Origin of the sequence: Streptococcus mitis (genome assembly GCF_003942995.1) — a bacterium.
GTDB lineage: Bacteria > Bacillota > Bacilli > Lactobacillales > Streptococcaceae > Streptococcus > Streptococcus mitis_CV.
Map to the genome: position 1 here is coordinate 197,185 of NZ_RJOH01000002.1, position 25,179 is coordinate 222,363.

The 25,179-nt window shown below is 39.0% G+C and carries 32 protein-coding genes and 1 pseudogene; 4 read left to right on the forward strand and 29 right to left on the reverse strand.

What is annotated here, in order from left to right:
- Positions 1-146: 146 nt before the first annotated feature.
- The 13 genes from D8836_RS02435 to rpsU all read right to left on the reverse strand — a co-directional run bounded on the left by D8836_RS02435 (position 147) and on the right by rpsU (position 9,263).
- The gene (locus tag D8836_RS02435; RefSeq protein ID WP_125393047.1) at positions 147-1,451 is read right to left on the reverse strand and encodes an RsmF rRNA methyltransferase first C-terminal domain-containing protein; all 1,305 of its coding nucleotides are present in this window, start codon (positions 1,449-1,451) and stop codon (positions 147-149) included.
- Positions 1,452-2,225: an inositol monophosphatase family protein gene (locus tag D8836_RS02440; protein ID WP_125393048.1), complete on the reverse strand. Its 774-nt coding sequence runs from the start codon at positions 2,223-2,225 to the stop codon at positions 1,452-1,454. It abuts the gene before it with no gap.
- Positions 2,215-2,493: a UPF0223 family protein gene (locus D8836_RS02445; RefSeq protein WP_001041978.1), complete on the reverse strand. Its 279-nt coding sequence runs from the start codon at positions 2,491-2,493 to the stop codon at positions 2,215-2,217. The genes D8836_RS02440 and D8836_RS02445 overlap by 11 nt, the downstream gene beginning before the upstream one ends.
- A complete protein-coding gene (locus tag D8836_RS02450; protein WP_000631255.1) occupies positions 2,493-2,894 on the reverse strand; it encodes a Spx/MgsR family RNA polymerase-binding regulatory protein in 402 nt (133 codons plus the stop codon). Before D8836_RS02450 ends, D8836_RS02445 begins: the two co-directional genes overlap by 1 nt.
- A gap of 212 nt (positions 2,895-3,106) precedes the next feature.
- Positions 3,107-3,724, reverse strand: a complete 618-nt coding sequence (locus D8836_RS02455; protein ID WP_125393049.1) for a TIGR01906 family membrane protein — start codon at positions 3,722-3,724, stop codon at positions 3,107-3,109.
- Positions 3,714-4,487, reverse strand: a complete 774-nt coding sequence (locus tag D8836_RS02460) for a TIGR01457 family HAD-type hydrolase (protein ID WP_125393050.1) — start codon at positions 4,485-4,487, stop codon at positions 3,714-3,716. Before D8836_RS02460 ends, D8836_RS02455 begins: the two co-directional genes overlap by 11 nt.
- An 8-nt stretch (positions 4,488-4,495) precedes the next feature.
- Complete coding sequence (locus D8836_RS02465; RefSeq protein ID WP_125393051.1) at positions 4,496-5,233, reverse strand: acyl-[acyl-carrier-protein] thioesterase; 738 nt, start codon at positions 5,231-5,233, stop codon at positions 4,496-4,498.
- Between the two features lie 4 nt (positions 5,234-5,237).
- Positions 5,238-6,368, reverse strand: a complete 1,131-nt coding sequence (gene hemW / locus D8836_RS02470) for a radical SAM family heme chaperone HemW (RefSeq protein ID WP_125393052.1) — start codon at positions 6,366-6,368, stop codon at positions 5,238-5,240.
- An 83-nt stretch (positions 6,369-6,451) separates the two neighbouring features.
- Positions 6,452-6,841 (reverse strand): YtxH domain-containing protein, encoded by a 390-nt coding sequence (locus tag D8836_RS02475; RefSeq protein ID WP_000517381.1) that lies wholly within the window; start codon positions 6,839-6,841, stop codon positions 6,452-6,454.
- Positions 6,842-6,856: 15 nt separating this feature from the next.
- On the reverse strand, positions 6,857-7,240 hold the full coding sequence (locus D8836_RS02480) for a DUF948 domain-containing protein (RefSeq protein ID WP_000895046.1): 384 nt from the start codon (positions 7,238-7,240) through the stop codon (positions 6,857-6,859).
- Complete coding sequence (lgt, locus tag D8836_RS02485) at positions 7,241-8,029, reverse strand: prolipoprotein diacylglyceryl transferase (RefSeq protein ID WP_125393053.1); 789 nt, start codon at positions 8,027-8,029, stop codon at positions 7,241-7,243.
- Positions 8,022-8,957, reverse strand: a complete 936-nt coding sequence (gene hprK, locus D8836_RS02490; protein ID WP_000115157.1) for an HPr(Ser) kinase/phosphatase — start codon at positions 8,955-8,957, stop codon at positions 8,022-8,024. Before hprK ends, lgt begins: the two co-directional genes overlap by 8 nt.
- Before the next feature lie 129 nt (positions 8,958-9,086).
- Positions 9,087-9,263, reverse strand: coding sequence for a 30S ribosomal protein S21 (rpsU, locus tag D8836_RS02495; protein WP_000048054.1), 177 nt, complete (start codon positions 9,261-9,263; stop codon positions 9,087-9,089).
- A gap of 212 nt (positions 9,264-9,475) precedes the next feature.
- Here rpsU and D8836_RS02500 point away from each other — a divergent pair, with 212 nt between their 5' ends.
- The gene (locus tag D8836_RS02500) at positions 9,476-10,060 is read left to right on the forward strand and encodes a rhomboid family intramembrane serine protease (protein WP_000821240.1); all 585 of its coding nucleotides are present in this window, start codon (positions 9,476-9,478) and stop codon (positions 10,058-10,060) included.
- 203 nt (positions 10,061-10,263) lie between these two features.
- On the opposite strand, the gene D8836_RS02505 is transcribed toward D8836_RS02500, so the two are convergent.
- Complete coding sequence (locus D8836_RS02505) at positions 10,264-10,971, reverse strand: glucosamine-6-phosphate deaminase (protein ID WP_000864589.1); 708 nt, start codon at positions 10,969-10,971, stop codon at positions 10,264-10,266.
- A 150-nt stretch (positions 10,972-11,121) separates the two neighbouring features.
- On the opposite strand from D8836_RS02505, the gene queA reads away from it, so the two are divergent.
- The gene (gene queA / locus D8836_RS02510) at positions 11,122-12,150 is read left to right on the forward strand and encodes a tRNA preQ1(34) S-adenosylmethionine ribosyltransferase-isomerase QueA (protein ID WP_125393054.1); all 1,029 of its coding nucleotides are present in this window, start codon (positions 11,122-11,124) and stop codon (positions 12,148-12,150) included.
- 81 nt (positions 12,151-12,231) lie between these two features.
- On the opposite strand, the gene D8836_RS02515 is transcribed toward queA, so the two are convergent.
- Genes D8836_RS02515 through mnmL form a run of 5 tightly spaced genes read right to left on the reverse strand, consistent with a single transcriptional unit; the run spans position 12,232 to position 16,930 of the window.
- Positions 12,232-13,092 (reverse strand): YihY/virulence factor BrkB family protein, encoded by an 861-nt coding sequence (locus D8836_RS02515; RefSeq protein ID WP_125393055.1) that lies wholly within the window; start codon positions 13,090-13,092, stop codon positions 12,232-12,234.
- Positions 13,093-13,119: 27 nt separating this feature from the next.
- On the reverse strand, positions 13,120-15,174 hold the full coding sequence (locus D8836_RS02520; RefSeq protein WP_125393056.1) for a cation:proton antiporter: 2,055 nt from the start codon (positions 15,172-15,174) through the stop codon (positions 13,120-13,122).
- Between the two features lie 11 nt (positions 15,175-15,185).
- Positions 15,186-15,440, reverse strand: coding sequence for a hypothetical protein (locus D8836_RS02525; RefSeq protein ID WP_000361085.1), 255 nt, complete (start codon positions 15,438-15,440; stop codon positions 15,186-15,188).
- A complete protein-coding gene (gene mnmM / locus D8836_RS02530) occupies positions 15,433-15,990 on the reverse strand; it encodes a tRNA 5-(aminomethyl)-2-thiouridylate-methyltransferase MnmM (protein ID WP_125393057.1) in 558 nt (185 codons plus the stop codon). Before mnmM ends, D8836_RS02525 begins: the two co-directional genes overlap by 8 nt.
- Positions 15,974-16,930 (reverse strand): tRNA modification radical SAM protein MnmL/YtqA, encoded by a 957-nt coding sequence (gene mnmL, locus D8836_RS02535; protein ID WP_125393058.1) that lies wholly within the window; start codon positions 16,928-16,930, stop codon positions 15,974-15,976. The genes mnmM and mnmL overlap by 17 nt, the downstream gene beginning before the upstream one ends.
- Positions 16,931-17,021: 91 nt before the next feature.
- Between mnmL and D8836_RS02540 the strand changes: the two genes are divergently transcribed.
- On the forward strand, positions 17,022-17,381 hold the full coding sequence (locus tag D8836_RS02540) for a DUF3397 family protein (RefSeq protein WP_125393059.1): 360 nt from the start codon (positions 17,022-17,024) through the stop codon (positions 17,379-17,381).
- A gap of 79 nt (positions 17,382-17,460) precedes the next feature.
- On the opposite strand, the gene D8836_RS02545 is transcribed toward D8836_RS02540, so the two are convergent.
- The 9 genes from D8836_RS02545 to D8836_RS02580 all read right to left on the reverse strand — a co-directional run bounded on the left by D8836_RS02545 (position 17,461) and on the right by D8836_RS02580 (position 23,077).
- Entirely contained in the window at positions 17,461-17,769 is a 309-nt protein-coding gene (locus tag D8836_RS02545) for a hypothetical protein (RefSeq protein WP_125393060.1), read from the reverse strand.
- 250 nt (positions 17,770-18,019) lie between these two features.
- Positions 18,020-18,814, reverse strand: a complete 795-nt coding sequence (locus tag D8836_RS02550; RefSeq protein ID WP_260468263.1) for a DUF6287 domain-containing protein — start codon at positions 18,812-18,814, stop codon at positions 18,020-18,022.
- 39 nt (positions 18,815-18,853) lie between these two features.
- Positions 18,854-19,576 (reverse strand): hypothetical protein, encoded by a 723-nt coding sequence (locus D8836_RS02555; RefSeq protein WP_125393061.1) that lies wholly within the window; start codon positions 19,574-19,576, stop codon positions 18,854-18,856.
- Between the two features lie 114 nt (positions 19,577-19,690).
- A complete protein-coding gene (locus D8836_RS11340; protein WP_084888575.1) occupies positions 19,691-19,915 on the reverse strand; it encodes a hypothetical protein in 225 nt (74 codons plus the stop codon).
- An 85-nt stretch (positions 19,916-20,000) separates the two neighbouring features.
- Positions 20,001-20,543 (reverse strand): DUF3592 domain-containing protein, encoded by a 543-nt coding sequence (locus tag D8836_RS02565; protein WP_084888577.1) that lies wholly within the window; start codon positions 20,541-20,543, stop codon positions 20,001-20,003.
- 14 nt (positions 20,544-20,557) lie between these two features.
- Positions 20,558-21,079, reverse strand: coding sequence for a hypothetical protein (locus tag D8836_RS02570; protein WP_125393062.1), 522 nt, complete (start codon positions 21,077-21,079; stop codon positions 20,558-20,560).
- A gap of 33 nt (positions 21,080-21,112) precedes the next feature.
- Positions 21,113-21,931 carry a hypothetical protein gene (locus D8836_RS02575; protein WP_078238256.1) on the reverse strand — a complete coding sequence of 273 codons (819 nt, stop codon included), beginning with the start codon at positions 21,929-21,931 and terminating at the stop codon, positions 21,113-21,115.
- A 13-nt stretch (positions 21,932-21,944) separates the two neighbouring features.
- Positions 21,945-22,076, reverse strand: coding sequence for a hypothetical protein (locus D8836_RS11345; RefSeq protein ID WP_260468264.1), 132 nt, complete (start codon positions 22,074-22,076; stop codon positions 21,945-21,947).
- A 203-nt stretch (positions 22,077-22,279) separates the two neighbouring features.
- Complete coding sequence (locus tag D8836_RS02580) at positions 22,280-23,077, reverse strand: hypothetical protein (protein WP_125393063.1); 798 nt, start codon at positions 23,075-23,077, stop codon at positions 22,280-22,282.
- Between the two features lie 430 nt (positions 23,078-23,507).
- On the opposite strand from D8836_RS02580, the pseudogene D8836_RS02590 reads away from it, so the two are divergent.
- Positions 23,508-24,199: pseudogene (locus D8836_RS02590) on the forward strand (IS3 family transposase); the annotation flags it as partial.
- On the opposite strand, the gene D8836_RS02595 reads toward D8836_RS02590, so the two are convergent.
- A complete protein-coding gene (locus tag D8836_RS02595; protein ID WP_260468265.1) occupies positions 24,153-25,127 on the reverse strand; it encodes a hypothetical protein in 975 nt (324 codons plus the stop codon). The pseudogene D8836_RS02590 and the gene D8836_RS02595 overlap by 47 nt on opposite strands.
- Positions 25,128-25,179 lie beyond the last annotated feature (52 nt).

The following is a 25,179-nucleotide window of genomic DNA, read 5'->3' on the forward strand; positions in this document are numbered from 1 at the left end:
ATTGAGAGCAAACTGAAGTTGATAGCTTAATTTTACTAGTCATTTGCTCAGTTGCCGTCTCCACCAAATTTGACTTAAAATAAAAGATAATTTGAAAAAATCCATACTTCCACTATAACATAGACAAGCTACTTTGACTAGCATTTTCACTTGAATCTGAGGCCTTTTGGAAAATAATTTTTCAAAACATTTCCAGTCACCTTAGCAAAGCCCAAACCATTTCCTTGAACTAAAACTTGGTACCAACCATTTGGCAGACTGTCCACCAGCTGAACGGTTTCTCCAGCCACATACTTGACAAACGCTTCTTGGTCAATTTCAACCGACTGCTTGACCTGACTCGGTTTCAAGGCTAGACCAAGAGCAAAACTAGGCTCAAAGCGTTTTTTCTTAAAAGTGCCCAGATGCAGTCCATTGCGAGCAATCTTGAGTTTCCCTAAATCTGGTAAGAGTTCTGGCAAGAGATAGAGTTGGTCCCCAAAAGTCTGCAAGATTCCCCTTAGATTGATTTTCAAGTGTTTTTGTGCAAATTCCTGCCACAAAGTAACTTGTTCTCGGCTGAGATTGCTCTTGCTTGCCTTACATTTAGGTGCTGTATTTTCTCCTTTAAATTGTAAATGGGCTACAAATTGCCCCTCTCCCTTAAAATGATGAGGATACATCCGAGCCGTTTCTGGCAGGTCAATACCAGCTACCATTCCATTGATATGCTCTACTGGCAACAAATCAAAATCATACTCCTCCAGTAGCCAATTGACAATCTCTTCGTTTTCCTCGGGGGCCCAGGTACAGGTTGAATAAACCAAGCGACCACCTTCAGCTAGCATGGTCACTGCATCCTCCAGAATTTCTCTTTGCAAGCTAGCACATTGACTCGGATAATCTAAGCTCCAATAGTCCATAGCACCTGGTTGCTTACGAAACATCCCTTCACCAGAGCAAGGAGCATCAAGAACGATTAGGTCAAAATAGCCCTTAAAAACCTTGGCCAAGCGGTCAGCAGATTCATTGGTCACCACAACATTTGTCGCTCCAAAGCGCTCCATGTTTTCTACTAAAATCTTAGCCCGTTTGCTTGAAATTTCATTGGAAACCAGGATACCTTCACCTGCTAGATAGGCTGCCAGCTGAGTTGATTTTCCACCCGGTGCAGCGGCCAAATCCAGAACCTTCATACCAGGACTGGGCTGGGCTACCTGAGCCACCATTTGAGCAGCGGGTTCTTGCGAATAAACCAAACCTGTAGCATGTTCCGGAGATTTCCCAGACACCTTCCCGTAGTAGCCCCAAGGGGTTTGAGGAATGGGATCAGAAAAGGAAACTGGCGCTTCTTTTAAAGGATTGACCCGAAAGGCCGAAACCGCTTCCTCCTCAAAAGAGGCAAGAAAATCTCTTGCCTCATCTCCTAGTATCACTTCATATTTTTCAACAAATCCTTCTGGAAATTGCATTTAAGTTCTTTTCCTTTCGTAAATATAGGATTGAATTTCCTCCTGCATTTCAAGAGGTAGCATCATGACCGGTTGTCTAGTTTGAAAATCAGGAGCTTCACCAGAAAGGGTCACCACCCGATAGCCCAGACTTTCCCCTAAAATACTAGCTGCGGCATAATCCCATGGTTGCAGATAGGTGACATAGGTCAACAAACGCCCTGACAAAATCTTGGCAAAACTGATGGCCGCACTCCCATATACACGAACACCGAGGACCGCTCGACCCAAATCAGCCAAGCCCCATTCATTGGTTTCCAGCATACCACTATTCCCTGCAATGAGAAAATCTCCAAGTGGTTTAGTTTTAAAAGGAGCTAGGGGCTGATCGTTTCGGCAAACCGGAAATTCCCCACCACCGTGGTAACAATCCCCTTTGACCACATCATAAATCAGACCAAACTGGCCTTGACTATTTTCAAAATAAGCCACCATAACAGCAAAATCTTCCTGCTGGGCTACAAAGTTATTGGTCCCATCAATGGGATCAATGACCCAAACATTGCCCTCTTGAACCGAGGCTCGCAGACAACCTTCTTCAGCACAAATCTTATCCTCAGGATAACGAGATAAAATCTCACTCACCAAGAGCTCCTGAACTTCCTTGTCCAGTCTGGTCACCAAATCTGTTGGAGAGGACTTGGTCTCAACACGTAAGTCTTCCTTCATATGGTCAAGGATGTACTGGCCCGCTTTCTTAACAAGCTCTTTGGCAAATTCAAATTTACTTTCCAAGAGAAATCTTTCCTTCCCCTTTTTCCTTGGCAGCCTGAACTGCTCGATAAAGCGAATAGCCACTAACTGTTTCAAATTCTCGTCCCAAACGTTTTTCTTCGCTCTTACTTGGCACGACCTCCTTGAATCCCTTATAGGAGTCCAGTAACTTTTTAGCCTCTACCTTGCCTTCATAGGCAGCTTCAACATCATTAAAAAAAGAAAGCACTGAAGCAAGTTCTTCAGTGCTCCACGACAAATCTAGTGGGTAACTATACTGTTTGTTCATTAACTAATACCAGCTCTCATTCTTGCTTCTTTTAGTTCTTGCTTACGGTAACTACGAGGGAGAAAAGCACGAATCTCATCTTCATTAAAACCGATTTGCATACGTTTGGCATCGATAATAATTGGACGACGCAAAAGACTAGGATACTGCTCAATCAAATGAAGCAATTCCGATACCGAAATACTCTCTACATCAATATTCAATTTTTGAAAAATTTTTGAACGAGTTGAAATGATGTCATCAGTACCATTTTCGGTCAAGGAAAGGATGTGTTGCAATTCTTTTCTTGTTAAGGGACTGGTCATAATATTGTGTTCCTCAAAGGGCACCTTATGTTTTTCTAACCAGGCCTTAGCCTTACGACATGAAGTACAGCTCGGTGATAGAAATAGTGTAATCATGCTTTTCTCTTCTTATCTATACTTTGCTAATTCTATTATACAAAAAAATAAAGCGCTTGACTAGAGATTTTTAGAAAAAAAAGCCTATTTTTTCAAGAAAAATAGACTGTTTGCGAACGATTGAGGTAAGGTAGATTTAGTTAATTCACTCTTGACAATAGTTTCGAATCACATACCTAACTTATTTACTCAAAATAAGAACATCTTTAGTATTATTTCCTAAGACTTTTCAGGTACAAAAAGCCAAAGAAGCTTTCATAGAGGGCAAAAAAGAGGAGGAAGGCATGAAGAAAAAAGGTCTCTGGCAAAATCAGAATAACAGGATCCTTGGCTGGATCAAAAAGCCAGGTATCATCTCCCACAAAGAGAATTTGATGGAAAAGAGTAAAGAATTGGTCAAAACCAATCAAAACTCCCCCAAGACCAATCAGCACAGGCAAGACTACTAGAGTCAAAAGCCCTTTACTAAATAGAGACAAGAAGCCCTTTTTCACAATCCCTTTGACAAAGACGTAAAAACTTGGCAGTGTCACTAGAGCTACTAGCTGAACCAAATGAAAGAGATTCTTTACCACTGCGAAATGGTGCAGACCAGCTGCTGACGAACGAAAATCAGGCATCTGCAAGTCCTGACTAAAAGGATTGGTCAGGTAATTCATCAAGATATGAAAGTTGTACTGAATAGTTTCTGGTTTTAGATAGACTCGATCCGTTAAGTTCAGCCACTGAATTTCCAACGGATAAAAAATCCAAGCCAAATAAATGGTCAGAAGGATGGAGAGGGAGAGGAGAAAGAGCATAGAGCTCCAAAAGATCCGTTTAGTTTTCATCAAAATCCCACTCCGCAAGGCTAGAAACTACATGAGTCGGTGCGATTGGTAGGTCTGCTACTTCTTCTGCCTTGGTAAAACCTGTCGTCACCAAGAGCGTTGGAATACCATTGTCAATCCCAGCTCGGATATCAGTCAGGTAATTGTCCCCAACCATGATTAATTCTTCACGTTCCAAACCTAAGTGCTCAACCGCCTTGTCCATAATGATGGCATTTGGTTTCCCAATATAAACAGGCTTCACTCGTGTTGCTACTTCAAGCAGGGTAATCAGCGAACCAGCCCCCGGCAAAAGCCCTCGTTCTGTCGGGATGTTGAGGTCAGGATTGGTTCCGATAAAGTGAGCGCCTTTTTGAATAGCAAGAGTTGCTGTCGCAAATTTTTCATAGTCAACTTGCCAGTCCAGACCTACTACCACATAGGCAGGATTTTCCTTGTCTTCCACATAACCAGCCGCCTTGATGGCTTCTTTGAGACCTGATTCTCCGATAACATATACCGTCTTTTCAAGCCCCAAGTCATTCATATAGTCGATGGTTGCCAAGGTCGCTGTGTAGACAGTCGATAGAGGCGTATCAATATTAAAATTCTGAGCCAGTATCTCCTGAACACTCTCTGGAGTGCGGGTTGTATTGTTGGTCACAAAAAGATAGGGAATGTCCCGCTTTTGCAATTCATGGATAAAAGCCTCCCCTGCTGGAATTCGATCTTTCCCCTTATAAATGGTTCCGTCTAAATCAATTAAATAGCCTTTATATTTCATATTTTTCTCTAATCCTTCTTCATTTCTTGCCAAGTGATGATGGCTTGAGCATTAGTCGCACCGTCGCTTGTAATCACATGCTTGCTTTCCAGTCCAGTCCGTTCAACAGACGATGTAATAACCCCACCTGGTCGAACTTCTTTGACATACTTGAGATTGATTTTCTTGGGAATATATTGGGTCAAAAAGTCCGCTCCCATGACCTCAAAAATCCAGTCCAGATATTTACTGTTATTGACATGACCATTCATATCCAAGTCGTAAAAACGAACATGGTAATCCTTGCTGAATGGTTCATCCAAAGACTCATACTTTGGTCCGCGGATAAGCTTTTTATCAAAGTCAGACTGGTAAGGAGCCACAATCTCAGGTTCAACAGCATGGACTTTTCGACTGTCTCGATCCATGAGAACAAAGGTCGCTATCATGTGGATGAGTTCCCGTCCCTCTTCATCATAAATAGTAAAGCGACGGTAGCAAAAGAGCCGATTGTAGCTCAAAGCTTCCGTTTCGATAGTGATTTCTTCTGCAAAACGAGGCAAACGAACCACCTCAATATCATAATCTGTGATAATCCAGACCAGATTATGCTCTTCCAAAATAGTCTTATCACTAACACCCAACTCAATCGACTGCATCCCTGAAACTTGCAGGGACAGTAAAATCACATCTGGAAGTTTAATATGACCATTCATATCAGCCATATCAAAAGGAATTTTCATTTTCATTTGATAAGTTAAGCCCATCATCCTACTCCAAAATAAATCGTTCTGCTACGGTGTCTCCTAAAAAGAGACCTCTTTTTGTCATGCGCACGCGATCACCGTCTATTTGCATGAGACCTTGTTGAACCAAATCTCTGACAATTTCTCCATAAAGTCCATCAAAAGACCTTCCAAATTTTTCCTCAAATCGCGCTATAGAGACCCCTGATTTCTTGCGAAGCCCCAGGAACATTTCTTCTTCCATTTGCTCTTTTTGGCTCAGGTGCTCTTCTGTAACACGAGCATTGCCTTCCTCAACTGCACTGAGATAATGACGAATGGGACCATGATTTTTATAGCGCACTCCATTAACATAACCAGATGCCCCAGCACCGATGCCATAGTATTCAGCATTATCCCAGTACATGAGATTGTGGCGACTTTCAAAACCAGGCTTTGAGAAATTGGAAATCTCATAATGCTCAAAACCAGCTCGCTCCAGCTCTGCGATGATGTACTCAAACATCTCAGCTTCCAGTTCCTCCTTAGGCAGAGGCAATTTCCCTCGTCGCATGCGGTTCATAAAGACCGTATGATTTTCCAAAATCAAGCTATACAGACTCATATGGGGAATATCCAACCCAATGGCTTTAGCCACATTTTCCTTGACCTGCTCCATGGTCTGACCTGGCAGTGCATAGATCAAATCGATGGAGATATTGTCAAAACCAGCCAGTTTCAGGCGGTCGATATTTTCATAAATATCCTTCTCCAAATGACTGCGCCCAATCTTTTTCAGCATCTTGTCGTCAAAGGTCTGCACGCCTAGCGAAACACGATTGACAGCCGAGTTCTTCAAAACAGCAATCTTATCCGCGTCCAAGTCGCCTGGATTGGCTTCAATGCTCAACTCCTCTAAGACAGACAAGTCCAAGTTTTCAGTCAAGCCCTTCAATAACACCTCTAGTTGTGACGCTGACAGGGCTGTCGGTGTCCCACCACCGATGTAAAGGGTTCGTAACTTTTGAATGTCATAAGAACGAAACTCTTCCAGCAGATGCTCCAAATAGCTATCAACTGGCTGATTTTTGATGAAAACCTTTGAGAAGTCACAATAATAACAAATCTGGGTACAAAATGGGATGTGCACATAGGCTGACGTTGGTTTTTTCTGCATAGTACTTATTATACCACAAAGACAGGCTACGAGAAAAAAATCACCATCCCCAGATACATAGTCCGTCCAGAGATGGTGATGGTTTATTCTTCTGTTATGTCAATAACAATCTCTTCTGATTCATCAAGAGTTTCGGCCTTTTCTTGCCATTGCTCCTTGAGATTATTGAATCGATCTTTTGATGCTTCTGTCGCTTGACGAGCACATGATTTGGCTTGAGCAAGGACACTGTCCACAGTGATTTCACCTGACTCAACCTGTTCTTTGGTTTTAAGAACAAAATCTGTAGCCTGCTCCTTGACTTCTGTCAGTTTTTCACAGACCTGCTCCTTGGCATACTCAGGATCTTCTCTCAAATCATCTAGAAAATCTTGAGCCTGACTGCAAACTTGTTTTCCCTTGTCGCTTGTTAAAAACAAGGCAAGAGCTGCACCTGAAACGGTTCCTAAAAGGATTGAGGATAGTTTACCCATAAGAATTCTCCTTTTTTATTTTTTGAAAAATTTACTTGCGACACGTAGAGCTGACAGACTTGCACCAGTTTTGAGTGTTTTTGAACCAGCTGATGAAGCTTTCTTGCTCAAGACACGCGCATGGTCATTAAGATCTGAAACAGATAGAGATAAATCTGCAACTGCACTAAAGAGTGGATCAATCGTTGCCACCTTGACATTGATATCATCTGCCAAGACATTGACCTTAGACAGCAATTCATTGGTATGATGCAAGGTCACATCCACATCTGAAGTTAAGGTTTTAATCGTCTTCTCTGTTTCATCGATCACACGTCCAAGCTTTTGTACAGTAATGATTAGATACACTAAAAATACAATCAAAGCAAGGGCTACAAGAATATATGCAACTTCTAACATTTAGTTTTCCTCCTCTGTAATATAGTAAGGGGCCTTCTTTCGATTTTGATATAGAATGATAAAAATACCAAGACCGATAAGGACAACTGATAGCCATTGAGACACTCGAAGACCAAAGAACATGAGACTATCTGTCCGCATACCTTCGATGACCATACGACCGAAACCATACCAAATCAAGTAAAAGGCAGTGATATGACCTCGTCTAAGGCTCTTCCATTTTCTTCTAAAAATCAGAATCAAGGCAAATCCAAGAAGATTCCATAGAGACTCATAAAGGAAGGTTGGCTGACGATAGCTCCCCTCAATATACATCTGGTCACGAATAAAGCCAGGTAGATAATCCAGATTATCCACTGCTGCACCATAGGCTTCTTGGTTAAAGAAATTGCCCCAGCGACCCAAACTTTGGGCAATCATGACGCTAGGCGCTGCAATATCTAGGAAATCCCAAGTATTGATGAGTTTACGATCAGCAAAGATATAGAGTACAATAGCCCCAGTTATCAAACCACCGTAAATAGCCAAACCACCATTCCAAATGGCAAAAATTTCTCCCAAGTTCTGACTATAGTAATCAAAACGGAAAATAACATAATAGAGACGTGCTCCTAAAATAGCCAAAGGAAAAGCTATCAGGATGAAATCTAAAATATCGTCTGGTATGATCTTCTTTCTAGGTGCTTCTTTCATGGTCAAATAAACCGCAAGAATCAAGCCTGTCACAATACACAAGGCATACCAACGAATGGCTAGAGGGCCTAGATGAATAGCAATTGGATCAAGCATTAGGCACCTCGTTTTGAGCAATAAGATTGGTCAAGCGTTCTTCGAACAAACGAGTCGCATCAAAGCCCATTTCCTTGGCACGATAATTCATGGCAGCAGCCTCAATCACAACAGAAATATTACGACCTGTTTTAACTGGAATACGAATACGAGGAATAGATACGCCAGAAATTTCAAGTTCCTCTGCATTGTTTCCAAGACGATCAAAAGTTTTATGTGTATCGTAATTTTCCAAATAAACAGCCAACTGGACTTGTGAAGAATCCTTGACGGCACTCGCACCGTAGAGGCTCATAACATCGATAATCCCAACCCCACGAATTTCAATCAGGTGTCTCAAGATTTCAGCCGGTTCACCCCAAAGGGTAATCTCGTCCTTGGCAAAGATGTCTACGCGATCATCTGCTACCAAGCGGTGACCACGTTTGACAAGCTCTAGACCTGTCTCACTTTTACCAATTCCACTATCGCCCTGAATCAAGACACCCATACCATAGATATCCATCAAGACACCGTGCACACTGGTACGTTCTGCCAAACGAGAATCCAAATAGCTAGATAACTCTCCAGACAATCGACTGGTCGCCGTACGGCTAGTTAAAATAGCAATCTTACATTCTCTAGCTGCCTTTAGCATCTCCTCAGGAACCACCAAACCACGAGCAACAATGACCGCAGGTGTCTCAGGTAGAAACATTTTTTTCAAGACTTGGTAACGGTTGTGAGAGGACATCGAAACGAGGTAGGACCACTCCTTCATCCCCAAAAGTTGAATCCGCTCTGGCGTATAGTAGTCAAAATAGCCTGTCATTTCAAGACCAGGTCGCGTAATATCCGCAGTATTAATTTCCTTTTCAAGCAATTCTGGTTCGCCATAGACAATGTCTAGTCTAAGCTTTTCAATCACTTCTTTTACTAAAACCGACATCATTTCCTCCTTCAAATGAGTTCTTCTCTCTATTATATCAAATTGTAGGAGGATATTTCAGATTTTTGCAGGCTTTGTAGTATTTATTTAAAAGAAAAAGACTAGATTTCTCTAGCCTTTCATTTCTAATTAGAATTTTTTACGTTTACGAGCTGCTTCTGATTTACGTTTACGTTTTACAGAAGGTTTTTCATAGAATTCACGTTTGCGTGTTTCTTGAAGAGTACCAGCTTTAGTAACCGCACGTTTGAAACGACGAAGTGCGTCGTCAAGAGATTCATTCTTACGTACTACTGTTTTAGACATTTTTTTCACTCCCTTCAAGTTCAAGATCTATTCTATTTTACACGTAAAAGGAATAATTGTCAAGAAAAAATGCAAGTAAATTTTGATTATCTTCAATTTTAATCTTGTTGTTAATCTTGTTAAAATTGATTAACATTTATAGATGGAAATGATATAATAGTGACACATATTGATTAGCAAAAATTAGTATTATTTAGAAGTGAATCTATAACATGAAAAGAATCATAAAAATTTGCCCTGTGGTCAGTATTTTAGTTGTAATTTGTTTATTGCTAGGAATTCTTACTACCTTTTTGGGAAGTGTAATGTATGACTTATTTGCATTTCATTCAAAGCCAATTTATTGTTGGCAATACTTTAGTGGTACATTTATGCATGGAAGTAAAGAAGCACCAGTATGGTTTATATGGTTTCATTTAGTTTTAAATACTTTAATGTTACTTCCTTTTGGTGGGCTATTGGAGTATAAAAGGGGATCAAAATATGTATTTTTAGTTTTTATTACTTCTATGGTAATATCTTCAATTGTATTCCATATATTAACACAGAATCAAGAAATTCAGGCATCGGGTATCTCTGCTATTGGCTATGCTTTTGTAACGGGTGGGGTGATGAGTATGTTTAGTATATGGAAAAATTTCAATTTAGGATTAAAACTATTTTATATCCTTTTAATCGTTCTATCTCTAACCATGCTTCTACCAAATATAACAGGCTGGATTTCAACCTTTCTTCACATGTCAGGAATTGCCAGTTATATCATGGTTTCCAGCATCAACAACTATCGACTGTCTTAATAAAAATCGTATAGTATCATAAAAAATAGTCAATACGATTATATCACAGTTTACAGACATTTAATAATTTTCTATTGGATACCTTTTTATATGAAATATCGACAACTGTTACGGGGATTTACAGAAAAATTTCTTTTAGTAGGATAGTGAACATTTGAAGTAAAAAACCACTCACTCCAAAGAGCAAGTGGTTTTTATACTTTTTATTTTTCAAGTAGGCTGAGCGCTTCAGCATCTGCAATGATGGTCACATCAGAGTGGTTTTGGAGGCTACTTGCAGGTAGGTTCTCAGTCACTGGACCAGACACTGTTCCAGCAATGGCTTCTGCTTTCGATTCACCGTAAGCAAAGAGAATAATTGACTTGGCATCCAAGATGTTTTTAATCCCCATTGAAATGGCTTGAGTTGGGACGTCTTCAATCTTGTTAAAGAAGCGAGCATTAGCTTCGATAGTAGACTTGTCAAGTTCGACTAGGTGTGTTTGACTGTCAAATGGAGTACCAGGTTCATTAAATCCGATATGTCCATTGCGACCGATTCCCAAGATTTGGAGGTCAACTGGATGGTCAGCCAAAATTTGGTTGTAGCGTTCAACTTCAGCTTCAGCATGATCCTTAACCCCACGAGGCAAGAAACTTTCTTTAAATGGTTTTTGGTTAAACAAGTTTTCTTGCATGAAGTAACGATAAGACTGTGGATTGTCTCCATCAAGTCCTACATACTCATCAAGGTTGACACTGGTTAGATTTGAAAAATCAAGGTCACTCTCAACGATTTCCTTGTAAAATTCAAGTGGGCTACTTCCTGTCGCAAGTCCTAGGGTTTGAGCGCCGTTGGCCAATTTTTCCTTCAAAATCTCAAAAGCAACTTTTCCACCTTCGATTTGGTTTTCAACTTTAATAACTTTCATCTTTTTATCCTCCGTTTCAATCTATATTTATTATATGGTATAGACCAATTTTTGTCAAGTGAAAACGATTTAATTTTCAAAAAAAGAGCGTCCAAACTTGAAACATGTTATAATGGATAAGATTAGAACTTAGAAAGAATGAACAGATATATGAATACAGCTGATTTTGATTTCCACTTACCCGAGGAATTGATTGCCCAAACGCCCCTTGAAAAACGGGACGCTTCTAAACTCCTCATTGTCAACCGTGAGACTGGAGAAATGCAGGATAAACACTTCCACTCTATTATTGATATGCTGGAACCTGGTGACGCCCTTGTCATGAACGACACCCGCGTTCTCCCTGCCCGCCTCTATGGTCAAAAGGAAGAAACTGGAGGTCATGTGGAACTTCTCCTGCTTAAAAATACTAGTGGAGATGAGTGGGAAGTTCTGGCTAAACCTGCCAAACGCCTCAAGGTCGGTACTCGTGTCAGCTTTGGTGATGGTCGCCTCAGCGCTGTTGTTACGGAAGAATTGACTCACGGGGGCCGCATTGTCCGCTTTGAATACCAAGGAATTTTCCTAGAAGTTTTAGAAAGTCTGGGTGAAATGCCTCTACCGCCTTATATCCACAAAAAATTGGATGACCGCGAACGCTATCAAACCGTCTACGCCAAGGAAAGTGGCTCTGCTGCAGCACCTACTGCTGGTCTTCACTTCACCAAAAAACTGCTAGCAGAAATCCAAGCTAAGGGTGTTCATCTAGTCTATCTGACTCTTCATGTCGGACTCGGAACCTTTAGACCCGTTTCAGTTGACAATCTGGACGAACACGAAATGCACTCAGAATTCTACCAGCTTTCTGAGGAAGCTGCTGCCACTCTTCGATCTGTCAAGGAAAATGGTGGTCGCGTCATCGCTGTCGGAACCACTTCTATCCGCACCTTGGAAACTATTGGTTCCAAGTTTGATGGGCAAATCCAAGCAGATTCTGGCTGGACCAATATCTTTATCAAACCTGGCTATGAATGGAAGGTCGTGGATGCCTTCTCAACCAACTTCCACCTGCCAAAATCAACTCTGGTTATGTTGGTTTCTGCCTTTGCAGGCCGTGAATTAGTCTTAGATGCCTATCACCATGCCATCCAAGAACACTACCGCTTCTTTAGTTTTGGTGACGCCATGTTTATCTATTAATTTACATAATCAAAAAACGCATATTATCAAGGTTTTATATAAAGCCTGATAGTATGCGTTTTGTAATGGATAAAAAATGAATTAATTTATTCTAAAGCTCGGATCTTTCAAACTCTGGACACTGGCATTGATCACCGCACCGACAATTAAAATCTTAGCGATGAGAATAAACCAGAACATCATGACCACCACGACGACGGAACTGAAAAAACGGACGTCCACTAGGTGATTGACATAATTGTTGACATAGACTGAAAAGATATTAAGTAGTAAGACCAGAGTCAGCATGACAAAGGCACTACCTGGTAATACAGAGCGAATTCGTCGGACCTTAACATTAGGCAGGAAGTAATAAAGCATGACCAAGATTGCAAAAATCAAAGCATAGACCAAAGGGCCTGTTAGGTCTTGCAGATAATCAAAAATAGGACTATCCGATTTCCAGTAACTTTTGATAAGGTTGAGAAGCATGCGACCAAAGACACTGAGAAAGAGAGCTAAGGCAAATAGAATCTGCAAGCCAAAACTGACAAACAAACTCATAAGCTGATGGGAAATCATTCCACGATTTTTTGCTACTCCGTAAGCTTTATTAAAGGCTTTCTGTAGGAAATTCATGGATTTTGAAAAGGTCCAGAGGGCTGACAAAACCGCAAAACTCAATAAGCCCGTTGACGGTTGGGTCAGTACTTCTGTAATAATCTTTGCAACCACATCATACATGGTATCGGGCAAAAATTCATTGACAACCTTTAAAAAATTAGAAACTGGAATCTGAAAATAAGGGAGGATATTGACCACCACCAAAAGAAGTGGAAAAATCGAAATCAACCAATAGTAGGCTACTGCGACACTGGTCAACTCACTATCTGATGCTTGATAATAATGCAAAAAAGCTTTTAATAAAGGCTTGTCTATCAGCTCTTTCCACCACTTCTTCATGTCACACTCCTTCACTTACAATCTTGATTAATTTCTTCTTACCAATTCCATCATATCATAAGGCAGGGTATTGGCAGCTTCCTTCAGAGAATAGTTCTCTAAGTTATTTACATTTTGTCGTAACTTCTTGGCATACTTGGCCGTAATCAATCGTTTTTCTTCGTATTCGAAAATCAACTTGCGCTCCAGATAATAGCCTCTCAGCATTTCATCGATATTGTTGGGTTTGATACGATTGATAACCCGTTCGACAAAGGCACCACTGGTGATGATAGCTGTTTCTCGGAGACGAGAATCCTGCATAAAACTGATTAAAGAACTCTTATAAACCCCTTTAAGGTTCTCCAGACTTTCGATAATCATCTCTGTATTTTCTAGATAAAGCTCTGCAATTTGGTCATAGTCAAGAGCCCTGAGTTTCTGTGATTCTTCATTTTTCCAACTGCGAAAAGTCTTGCCAAGAGTAAAGACTTCGTGAAGAAGAAAACGTAAAATCCGCAAGGAAACAAGGAAATAATAGGTCAATCGTGAAGCAAACTTGCGATTGATACTTTGTTCCATGTTTTTCAAATAACGTTGGTAAACTCGATAGGCACGCTCACTCATCTTGTCCTCTTCGTAAGCCTGTTCTAAACCATCACTTTCAATACTGAGGATGAGAAGTTTCAAGGCCTCCCAGTCTTCTTGAGCCCCCTTATTTTCTTGACTCAGGATGAGATTTTCAATACGTCCATGATAATTATCAATAGCCGCATAGAGGGGAAGTTTATTTTTGGTGCCTTCCAACTCTTTTTCCAACTCTAGCGTTACTTCATTCAAAATGGCGATATACATAAGATAGTCCTTGCTTTCTTCCTGTTCATCAGAAAGATGAGGCAAGACCACGAGGCCTGTTAAAAAGCTGACAAGCGTCACACCTGCGACAAGGAAAAGTAAGAGAGGATACTCCTGTTCTAGATTACTTGGTATCAGAAGGATCGTAGCAATGGACACCGTTCCCTTGACACCTGAGAAAGTCAAAAGAAGCATGTCCTTCATATACTTATTCAGTTTTTTCTTGAGACGTCTAGTCCTATAGGCATAATAGCCATAAATCATGACAAAACGAATGGCAAAGAGGACAAAGGTAAGGGCTATAAGAGATACCAATAACAGTAAGGGATTATAGATTGGATTGGTCAAGATAGGCTCTGCTATCATTTCCAACTCCATCCCTAAAATCACAAAGACCGAACCGTTTAGCATAAAATTCACTGTATGCCAGACCGTCTCGGTCACCGTATCCACTTGGGCTTCAAGGAGCGTAATTTTCTTAAAACGGCTTGCCTTTAAAATACCAGCAACCACAACGGCAATAATCCCTGAAACATGGACTTCTTCTGCCAGGAAGAAGGTTACCAAGGGCAAACTCAATTCTAATAAAAGTTCGCTGGCAATATCCGTTGCGCGCACACTTAGCAAGAAGGTGTGGAGGAAACGGTTGGTCATGGCTGTTAAAAATCCAATTAAAAAACCGCCTAGAATTGAAAAGATGAGCGAACTACTCGCTTGCCCAAGGGAAAAGGCTCCAGTTGCCCAAGCTGTCAAAGCTACCTGAAAGGCCACTAAACCAGATGCGTCATTCAAGAGTCCTTCACCCTTAAGGATATTGGAGACGCGCTTAGGAAAGCTAAAGCGCTCAGAAAGAGAGGCAAAGGCCACCAAATCCGTTGGTCCAAGGGCCGCCCCAACAGCCAAGCAAGCTGCCAAAGGAATACTAAACCAAAGAAGATGGGCCAAGCCTCCCAAACTCAAGGTCGAGATGAAAATCACTGGAAATATGAGATAAACAATGATTCGCCAGTGTTTTAAAATAGCAGTAATATCCGCTTCTTCCGACTCTCTGAAAAGTAAGGGCCCGATAACCAGTGCCAAAAACAACTCCGTATTGAGGTGAAAGTCGGTATTAGGTAAAAAGAGACCAATCACAATTCCCAAAAGAATTTGCACCAAAGGGAGAGGCAAAAAGGGCAGGAGCTTATTGGTAGTACTTGAGACAATCAAGACCAGTAAAAATAGGATGAGGTAAATCAGTAATTCCACGCACGTCCTCCTTAATCTTTTTTACAACAAGATTCAAAAATCTCCTTCTGCTCTTTGATTTTTTGGTCAATCTTGGAACAATCCTTGTGCTCAATTTTTCTCTGGCACCGTTCCATTTCAAGAGCAACTAATTTTTTCTTGATTTTAAGCATTTTTTTGCTCATATGCGCTTGGTCTAGCACTCCCACCGCTCGTTCGTGGTGGGTTGATTCAACAAAATTCTGGCGCATGGCATCCAGCTTTTCACGTAGGTATTGTTTATCCATGTCTATATCTCTCTAATTTTTCAATCATTACTAAAAATGGTGGGTTGTTGACTTGGTTCAGGATTCTGTAAATGGCAGCTGTATACTCTTGTTGGTTCAACTGGCTCACAAAATCCAAGACAGCGTCCCTCTCGAGGTCTCCTCCCTCATGACCATAGTAGATCATGATGGCAATCCGTCCCCCTTTAACAAGCAAGTGACACAACTTTTCTAAGGCTTCAATGGTAGTCTGAGGTTGGGTAATGACAGATTTATCAGCTGACGGCAGATAACCCAGATTAAAAATCCCTGCCTTGGCTTCTGTCACAAACTGGTCCAGTGTCTCATGACCTTGCAAGATTAACTGGGCATTTGTCATTCCAGCCTGGTCCAAACGCTCTTGGGTCTTTTCCAAGGCTTGTTCCTGAATATCAAAGGCATAGACTTGCTTGGCTAACTTAGATAAAAAAAGGGTATCGTGGCCATTTCCCATAGTCGCATCCACTACGATATCGTCTTTTGTCACTACCTCAGCTAAAAAATCATGTGCCATTTCAAGTGGTCTTTTCATTATTAAACTCCTGTTTTACAGCCTTACATCCTTGCACGCTTCCACGACGTCGCATTTCAGTTTCAATAGCATTTAGCACTTCCCATTTATTGAGGCTCCACATAGGACCAATCAGCATATCTCTAGGTGCATCTCCTGTGATTCGATGGATGACGATATGCTTGGGAATGATCTCCAATTGGTCACAGATGACCTTGACATATTCGTCCTGACTCATCAACTGCAAGCGTCCTTCGTGGTAATCTCGTTGCATACGCGTATTAGTCATAAGATGGAGCAAGTGCAGTTTAATCCCTTGAATATCATTGTCCGTAACACAGCGTCGGACATTTTCAAGCATCATCTCATGGGTTTCACCAGGAAGTCCATTAATCAGATGGGAAACAATCTCAATCTTGGGATACTTTCTCAAACGCTTGACCGTTTCTACGTACAATTCATAGGAATGGGCACGGTTAATCAGGTCAGAGGTTGCTTCATAAGTAGTCTGCAAGCCCAATTCAACCGTCACATGCATGCGCTCCGACAACTCAGCCAAATATTCGATGGTTTCATCTGGCAAACAGTCTGGCCGTGTTCCGATATTGATTCCTACTACACCTGGCTCGTTAATAGCTTGTTCATAGCGCTCTCGAATGACTTCCACCTTTTCATGGGTATTGGTAAAATTCTGAAAATAAACCAGATACTTCTGAACATCTGGCCACTTGCGGTGCATAAAGTCAATTTCCTTATAAAATTGCTCACGGATAGGCGCATCCGGTGCTACAATAGCATCCCCAGAACCTGAAACCGTACAAAAAGTACAGCCCCCATGAGCCACAGTTCCATCACGATTGGGACAGTCAAATCCCGCATCAATAGGGACTTTAAAGGTCTTTTCTCCAAAGAGTTTTCGATAATAATCATTCAAGGTGTTATAAGATTTCATAACTTTCATTATAACAAAAAACACCCACAATCTCAAAAGCCTGACTTTCCTATAAATTCCTCTGTTTCTCATTTCCTTTAGCCATTTTTTATGATACAATATGAATATGATTTTAATGAAATTAGCATCTATTTTATTATTGATACTGACCTTAGTAGTCTGCATCATCATAACCAAATTTTTTAGATTAAAAAAACTAGGACGAAACTTTGCGGATCTAGCTTTTCCAGTCTTGGTATTTGAGTATTACCTGATCACAGCTAAAACCTTTACCCATAATTTTCTCCCTAGACTTGGCCTAGCCCTCTCACTCCTAGCCATTATCCTCGTTTTTTTCTTTCTTTTGAAAAAACGCAGCTTTTACTATCCTAAATTCATCAAATTCTTCTGGCGTGCAGGATTTTTAGTAACCCTTGTCATGTATATCGAGATGATTGTTGAATTGATGGCTCAGAAATAAAAAACTAAATCGAAAACACCTCAATCAAACTAAAATACAATGATTGAAGTGTTTTTCTTTATATCTTTTTTAATAATTCCTATTTTCCTTCTTTATCAGGAAAGATAAATCCAATACCAATGCAAGCTAGTACGCCCGCTCCAATTACCAAGCCACTTGAAATTGGTAAAAGGTCCAAAATTGCATTGGCGATGATAAAGGCAATAATCAAACACATCAGACTAGCCTTGTAATCCTTTTTCCAAAGATTCTCTAGAGTGAAAAATAGGAACAGCCCTACCGGAATCAATGACCAGAGGTTGACATTTAAAATTGGCCATCCAACAGAAGCAAAATACACTACTGTCGCTGCTGATACTAAAAATATAATCCCTAATAATTTTTTCATTTTTATCTCCAATTTCTTTTTTATGAACTTGAGTTATCTGATAGTGACGTCTCACGTCCCTTACAAAAAGCATTATAGCAGAGGTCAGTTTCAAGAACAAGCTCTTTTGCCTATCTGGTCTATATATCAGTCTAAGTGGTTGAAGTGTTAAGATAAAAGAAAAGAAGCCCTAATGAGCTTCTTCATTTTGCCGATTGCAACAGTATTTCTGAACTAAAACAATCGAAAGTTAGATTCTAAACTAGTTTTTCTAGTTAGTATTTTTCTTTTCCTTAGATTCTAGAGAAGTTTTGATTGCTTCGCGTTCAGCCTGTAGTTGAGCTAAATTCTTCTCTTCTTCCTCAAGTTTACTAGTATCTGGTTTTACACGATAGTAAACATCTTCTGGTCTCGACAACATCGCTTCATACTGCTGTCCTGCAAACAGTCTATCCTCGTCATGATTGCTTTTATCTGTTAGTTTTCCATCATCACCAGGTTTCATGACAACTCCACTTGGTACGGCAACTACCACAAATCCGCCTACGACAGAATCTTTTACCCAAGCACTAATAAAAACTGTTTCTGGATTTTGACTATTTTTTCCACCTGATGCTTTCAATTCGACAATAGATTCATTCTTTTGACCATTTGATATCCAAGAGGAACGTACTTCCCCAGACTCATTAATGACATATTCATTACCCGAAGCTGTACGCCAAGTACCTTTCAAACTAGATAAATCATTATTTCTTAATGACTCGATATCCAATCTTGGCACTGCAGTTTCTTCTTTTAGCTTAGCAACTAACTTCTCTGACTCATCGACCTTGCTATCTAAACTAGCTAGCTGATCCTTGAGTTTCTGGATCTCCTCCTCTTTAACTTTGGTATCTTTATCGCTTTTCGCCTGACTTCTGCTATCTTTAACAGAAACCGTTGATGATACTTGCTTTGAATCTTTCTTTCCATTAAATCTAAATAAGAAGATCGATGCTACTATCAAGACGACTAAAACTGAAAGTATAACTCCCATCAGCATTTGAATTTTTCGAACTTTTTTCATTATTTTCTCTTTTTTTACCTACTAATCTATATTTGTTGGCTAAACTAATTCATCGCTATCAGGGTGCTTTTTTACATAAATAGCTGCATAAACCGCATCTACCATGACAGCTGGCAGGGTCAAAGTCAATAAAAATCCCAATAAAACACCAAAAACAATCTGAATATAACCTGTTAGAAGGGCGGGAATGATTGTTGCCCCAGCAAAAGCTATAGCAAAATTATTCCACCATGTTTTCTTTCTACTTCCTCCTTTTACTTGATTAAAGGCCCAGACTTTCCCCTGATTCTTTGGCAGATAATACCAAGTATAAAGACCGCATGCAAAGATAAAAAGAAGTAATATAAAGATAACATAAAATGGAGTGAGAGGGGATTGATATATCTCCTTTGCTCCTATAGGACTGCCGTCTGAAATAACCATTAATAAACCAATAAAATCTAAACCTATCACTAAGCTTAATACTGTGAGGGCTATTAAATAATATATTAAAGCCTTCCAGGCGTTTACCAAATAGGGAATAAAAGAAATGATAACACCAAGTATATTCACAACACCGCAAAACAAAGAAATCCCTTTAAAGATACCTAGATTATCTTCATAACTTCCAACCAAATACATAAAACCGCTTAATGCCAAACCAATCCATGGATATAACTTAATATAAACTAAACTAACACCATCTGTAATCAAAGGCCCGTGGTATCTTTCTCTTTCTATATCAGTAATCTTTGCTTTATTTTTTCTATTTATCTTTGCCATTAACTCCACTCCTATCGTTTGCAAGCCTTAACCAATTTCATCTATATTTTATGAAGACATCCTTAGCTGCATCCGTTACAGAGAAAGGATAACTCTTAAAATAAACTGGGATATCTATAAAACATTTCCAGCATATCCTCTATAAGCTCCTAACATGAAGGATATACTTTTTGACAAATCTGTTCGACTGATACATTTCCCAACCCACTCAATACATGCAGTAGATAAATTTTTAATCCTTAGTTCTCTTTTGTAAAAATAACGGAAAAAGAAAAATACAAATGAACAGAGTAATAAAAGTGCAAATAGCAACAAAAAATAAAGCTTCAAATCTGTCATATAGTTCTCCTACTTCATCTGAATATCTGATATACTTAGGTTCACTTCTTCTACTTCAACAATACTAACGTCTGACATCTATACCTCATCTCTTTAACAAATAAGCAAGTACTACAATAGCATAGGTCATGATTAACAATATAGCACTACCGATGCCAAACCATTTATAAAGCTTGTTAATCCCACAGTATCGTTCTACATAAGCCCTGTTTGGTTTTTCAGGATCATACCATACAGTCATCGTTGAATAGACTGGAAAATGCGTTCGCATTAAGTTATTAAACGATATAAAAGAATTACGATAAAAGGTTAGGGAATTTGCCAACATGTCCTCTCTTGTAAAGTTATCAGATGTTTTTACAGGCCCCCATGGAAGCGAAATCGTTTTGATTATAAAATACCGTAATGGCTTGCTATAAGTAGTTCCGTCAACCGTATATTCAACAATCGGAGGATTCCCAGCCTGAAAATTACTATAGCCCACAACCGTTCCCTTAACAGACGATTTGGCAAGACGTACCATCTTTTTATCCCGAAAATAAAGGTAGAGATATGTACCAGATAAAAAGATCAAAGATAAAAGGATGACGATGGTAGCAAATAAAAATAAAATGGTTTCTGTTGTCACATTCAACTCCTATCTTATTCTACGCTCTTCACATCAGAGATTGAAAGTGTCATCTTGGATGGATCTGACATCGAGTCAACACTTTCCATTTGTTCTGAGTTAAGTGGTAACAAAATTAATGTAGTTGTGTAAGAAGGTAACTCACCACTATCCTTGATAGTATAGCTAATCTTTTGATTCTCAAAAATAGTTTTGCCATCATAGGACCAGCTTAGTGAAAACTCCAAATCTTTTTTGATATCTACGTCAGTTTTATTGACGAGCATCAGTGCTGCCCTACCATCTGAGACTGCTCCTGTAAAGTAGATAGCCATATTTCCCTTACTACCTAGTTCGGGATGTTCCTTAGTCAATTTTTTTCCAAGTTCAATTAAATCCGACGTTTGACCTTCATATTGTGGTGCTACTACAAATTTCAATTCTTTCTCTTTATTTACAACTGTATCGCGTGTACTTTTCTCTGTTCCCCCTGCTTCCTTTCCATTAGAGCAACCTCCAAGTATTAACAATAAAATTATAACAAACAGCTTCTTCATTTTTTCTCCTTTTAATAAAAATTATACAAACCTTTATCTCTTTTTAGACTTCTTCACATGTTCCTTATACATTTTTGACTTCTTTCCATACCATTCTTCAATGGTATAGCCATATTCCTCACGGTATTTCTCTTGGTTCTTATTGACTGCATTCAAGTTCTCAAGTGTTACTAAATTGGACTTGAAAAATGATACCAGAAAAAGGCCTAAGAAAATAGGTGACACCGGCAATAAAGCAAGCAAGAGATGCGCCAGGAAATGATTGAGCCCATGGGTAAAGAGATTGATTCCATACATCAATAACCATAAGAACAAAATAACATTCAGAAACTTTTTATAATATTCTGAGGAGAAATAATCCTTGCTAGCACTCTGCTTTGTAACAAGTATATAAATAAGATAAATCAGTGATAATACAAATCCAATCCAGTAGACGATACGAATTACTACTAGAGGGATTAAATACAAGATAGCTATAAACCAACTATAATAAAAAATTATAAATAAAATCAACTGAAGAACCTGAGTCAATAAATAGGTCTTAATACGATTTCTTTTAGATATGATATAAAAACAAATATAACAAAACCAACAAAACAAGAATAGAAAGCCAAAGAAGCTATTTGGAGGAATGAGCCCTTTTTCCACTGATGTTAGCTGGGTAACCATTGAGGTCAATGGTACGGCTGGGTCATTCCCAGCTTCACTAGCCATTCGAAATAAGCTTATCGGAAAATAGGTCCCAAGAATAATCATAAATGAAAATAAAGGTGCTACAGAAAACATCTTCAATATGTTAAAACGTCTGCCCGTCTCAAGTGCTTCATTAATATCTTTTTGTATCTTATCCATTTATTTTCTCCCATTATCCAAACAAGGACGAGGCCGCCTTCAAACCACCATTGAAAAAATCAGAAACATTCTTGCCCACACTTTTGACAGTCTCCATGCCCTGGTGGATTCCCTTTCCGATAGACTCCACTCCTGATTCTACCATGTCCACAGCACCATAGGCTAAATTTTTAACTCCTTGAGTATTTGCTAGTAAGTAAGTAATCCTTAACCCATTATACCAGAATAGTTAATCAATTAGTAAAAAGTATAGAAAAGCACCTGAATTATTTTCAGGTGCTTCATCTAGAATCAGAATAACCAGATCCAATCCACTATCAAGAGACTAGGAATAGTGTCTATAAACCTTTATTTCTTTTTAGACTTCTTCACATGTTCCTTATACATTTTTGACTTTTTCCCGTACCATTCTTCAATGGTATAGCCATATTCCTCACGGTACTTCTCTTGGTTTTTATTGACTGCATTCAAGTTCTCTAGTGTTACTACATTGGACTTAAAAAATGATACCAAAAATAGTCCTAATAAAATAGGTGAAATTGGCAATAAAGCAAGTAAGAGATGCGCTAGGAAATGATTAAGGCCATTAGTAAAGAGATTGATTCCAGACATTAATAGCCATAAAAACAAAATAACATTCAAAAATTTTTTAATATTTAGAGAAGTAAAAAAATCTTTTTTAGCGCGTTGCTTAGTAACAAGGATATAGATAAGGTAAATCAGTGATAAGACAAAACCTATCCAGTAGACGATACGAACTGCTACTAGAGGGATTAGATACAAGGCGGCTATAAACAAACTATAATATAAAATTACGAGCAAAAATAATTGAAAAATCTGAGTCATTAAATAGGCTTTAATGCGATTTCTTTTCGTAATGATATAACAACAAATAAAATAACACCAACAAAACAAGAATAGAAAACCAAAGAAACTATCTGGGGGAATGAGACCTTTTTCAACTGATGTCAATTGCGTAACTAGTTCATGTCCAGCTTCACTAGCCATTCGAAATAGGTTTATCGGTAAAGATGTCCCAAGCATAATCATCAATGAAAAAAAAGGCGCTACAAAAATTATCTTTACTAAGTTTAATCTTCGAGTTGGATCGAGTGCATCATTAATATCTTTTTGTATCTTATCCATTTATTCTCTCCTATTATCCAAACAAGGATGAGGCAGCCTTCAGACCACCATTGAAAAAATCAGAAACATTCTTGCCCACACTTTTGACAGTCTCCAAGCCCTGGTGGATTCCTTTCCCGATAGATTCCACTCCTGATTCTACCACGTCTACAGCACCATAAGCAAAATTTTTAACTCCGTCATAAACAGACTTTTTAAATTCTGGTGCAACTACAGAACCGATAAGATTAAGCGTTCCCCAAGCGAGCCCAACGATAGCCCCAATAGCTGTCTTCGAATTTTTGCCAAACAGAAAGAATGTCCTTCTCCATTATACCATATGAGAGATACCGTAAGAAGAGAAGTTGAGAATAGCAAAAGAAAACCATCTGTAATGAACTGCACCCCAAAAATTAGACAGAAAAAATCTAACTTTTGGGGTGTTTTTATTATGAAATTAACTTATGATGATAAAGTTCAAATCTATGAACTTAGAAAGCAAGGCCAAAAATTCAAACAGCTTTCAAATAGATTTGGTGTGAATGCTTCTGGTCTAAAGTATATGTTAAAATTAATTGACCGTTATGAAATAGAAATCATAAAAAAGTGGAAGAATCGTCACTATTTCCCAAAATTAAAACAATAAATAGTTAAGAAAGTTATGCTTGAAGGTTGTTCACAAAAAAGTGTAGCTTTAGATTATGCTTTACCCGATCGTTCACTGTTGACAAATTGGCTAGCACAATACAAGAAAAACGGGTATACTATTGTTGAAAAAACAAGAGGGAGACCAGCTAAAATGGGAAGGAAACGGAAGAAACCTTGGGAAAAAATGACAGAACTAGAGCGACTTCAAGAGGAGAATGAACGCTTACGTACCAAGGTGGCCTACCTAAAAAAGTTAAAAGAATTGAAGGAAAGAGACGAAGCACTAGGGCGAGGAAGGCAGAAACAGATAGAGAAATGGTTTCAGGAGGATTTCGATTAGATTTACTTCTTGAAACAGCACGTTTAGCTCTCTCAACTTACTATTATCAGTTGAAGCAACTGGAAGTGTTTGATAAAGATCAAGCAAGCACAATAGCTTGCTTGATAGTTAAGGAATTAAAAATTGATTTTCATAGTCTTTTGGGAGCTTATAAGATATTTCTCCATTACTATTACCAAATCGACTTTGATTAAAAATTGGAAATAGCTTGGAGTCGTACTTCGTTTTTATAGCAAAACGTTCATTTTCAAAACTAATAGTTGCAGCTACTAAGGGATCCTTAAAAACTGATTGTTCCCCTTGGGAATGCAAGCGAACGTTTATAGTAGCTACTTCTTCAGGATATTTCTCAAATCTAACATCAAAACGAATGTCGCTACCTGTCGAAGGAATGTACATTTGATATTCACTTACACTTATACTTTGAATCTTTCCTAATTTCTGTTCCAATTCTGGGTCGTTTCTATACAGATCTGTTTGGATAGCTAGTTTGAAATTTTCCTCATGTTCATTTAGCCATTTGTTAAGAAAACGAATCATAATTTCTTTTTGAATTTGCCAAGATGCATCCTTGGCCTTGCGAACAGCAACATCCGAAAGTTTATTCATAGTTTCAGTCAATTTATCTTGCTCTCGCTTCCAATCCCACGAGGGGTCATTGGATACCTCTTGTACTGACAAGTACCATCTCTCCATAGTTTCAGGTGATTTATAAGGATTGGGTTTTATAAAGGTAAAAGGAGGTATGCCAGCATCAGGAAAGTATATTTCTACTTTCATTGACTGCTTGCGATTATTATTAACATAGGCTCTAAAGTAAATATGATAATTTCCGCCTACATCTCCGCCATTATCAAAAGACCCCATCGCTGAACCAGGTAAAAGCGTCACAGACTTTATATACTGTCCTTGACTATCTATGTCTGCAAGAATTTCTCTCTTGATAGTATCTTCATGAACATGTATAAACTTAGCAGTGTTGCCAAACGAATGCCCCATAAGCAAATAAGAAAGAATGATAATAAGAAAAGGCACAGAAACTGCAAGGAATATCCATTTGTTCGTTTTTAATATTTTTAACATAACGTCTCCTGTTACTCATTAAAAATCCGTTATAGAATAGTATTTATGTATC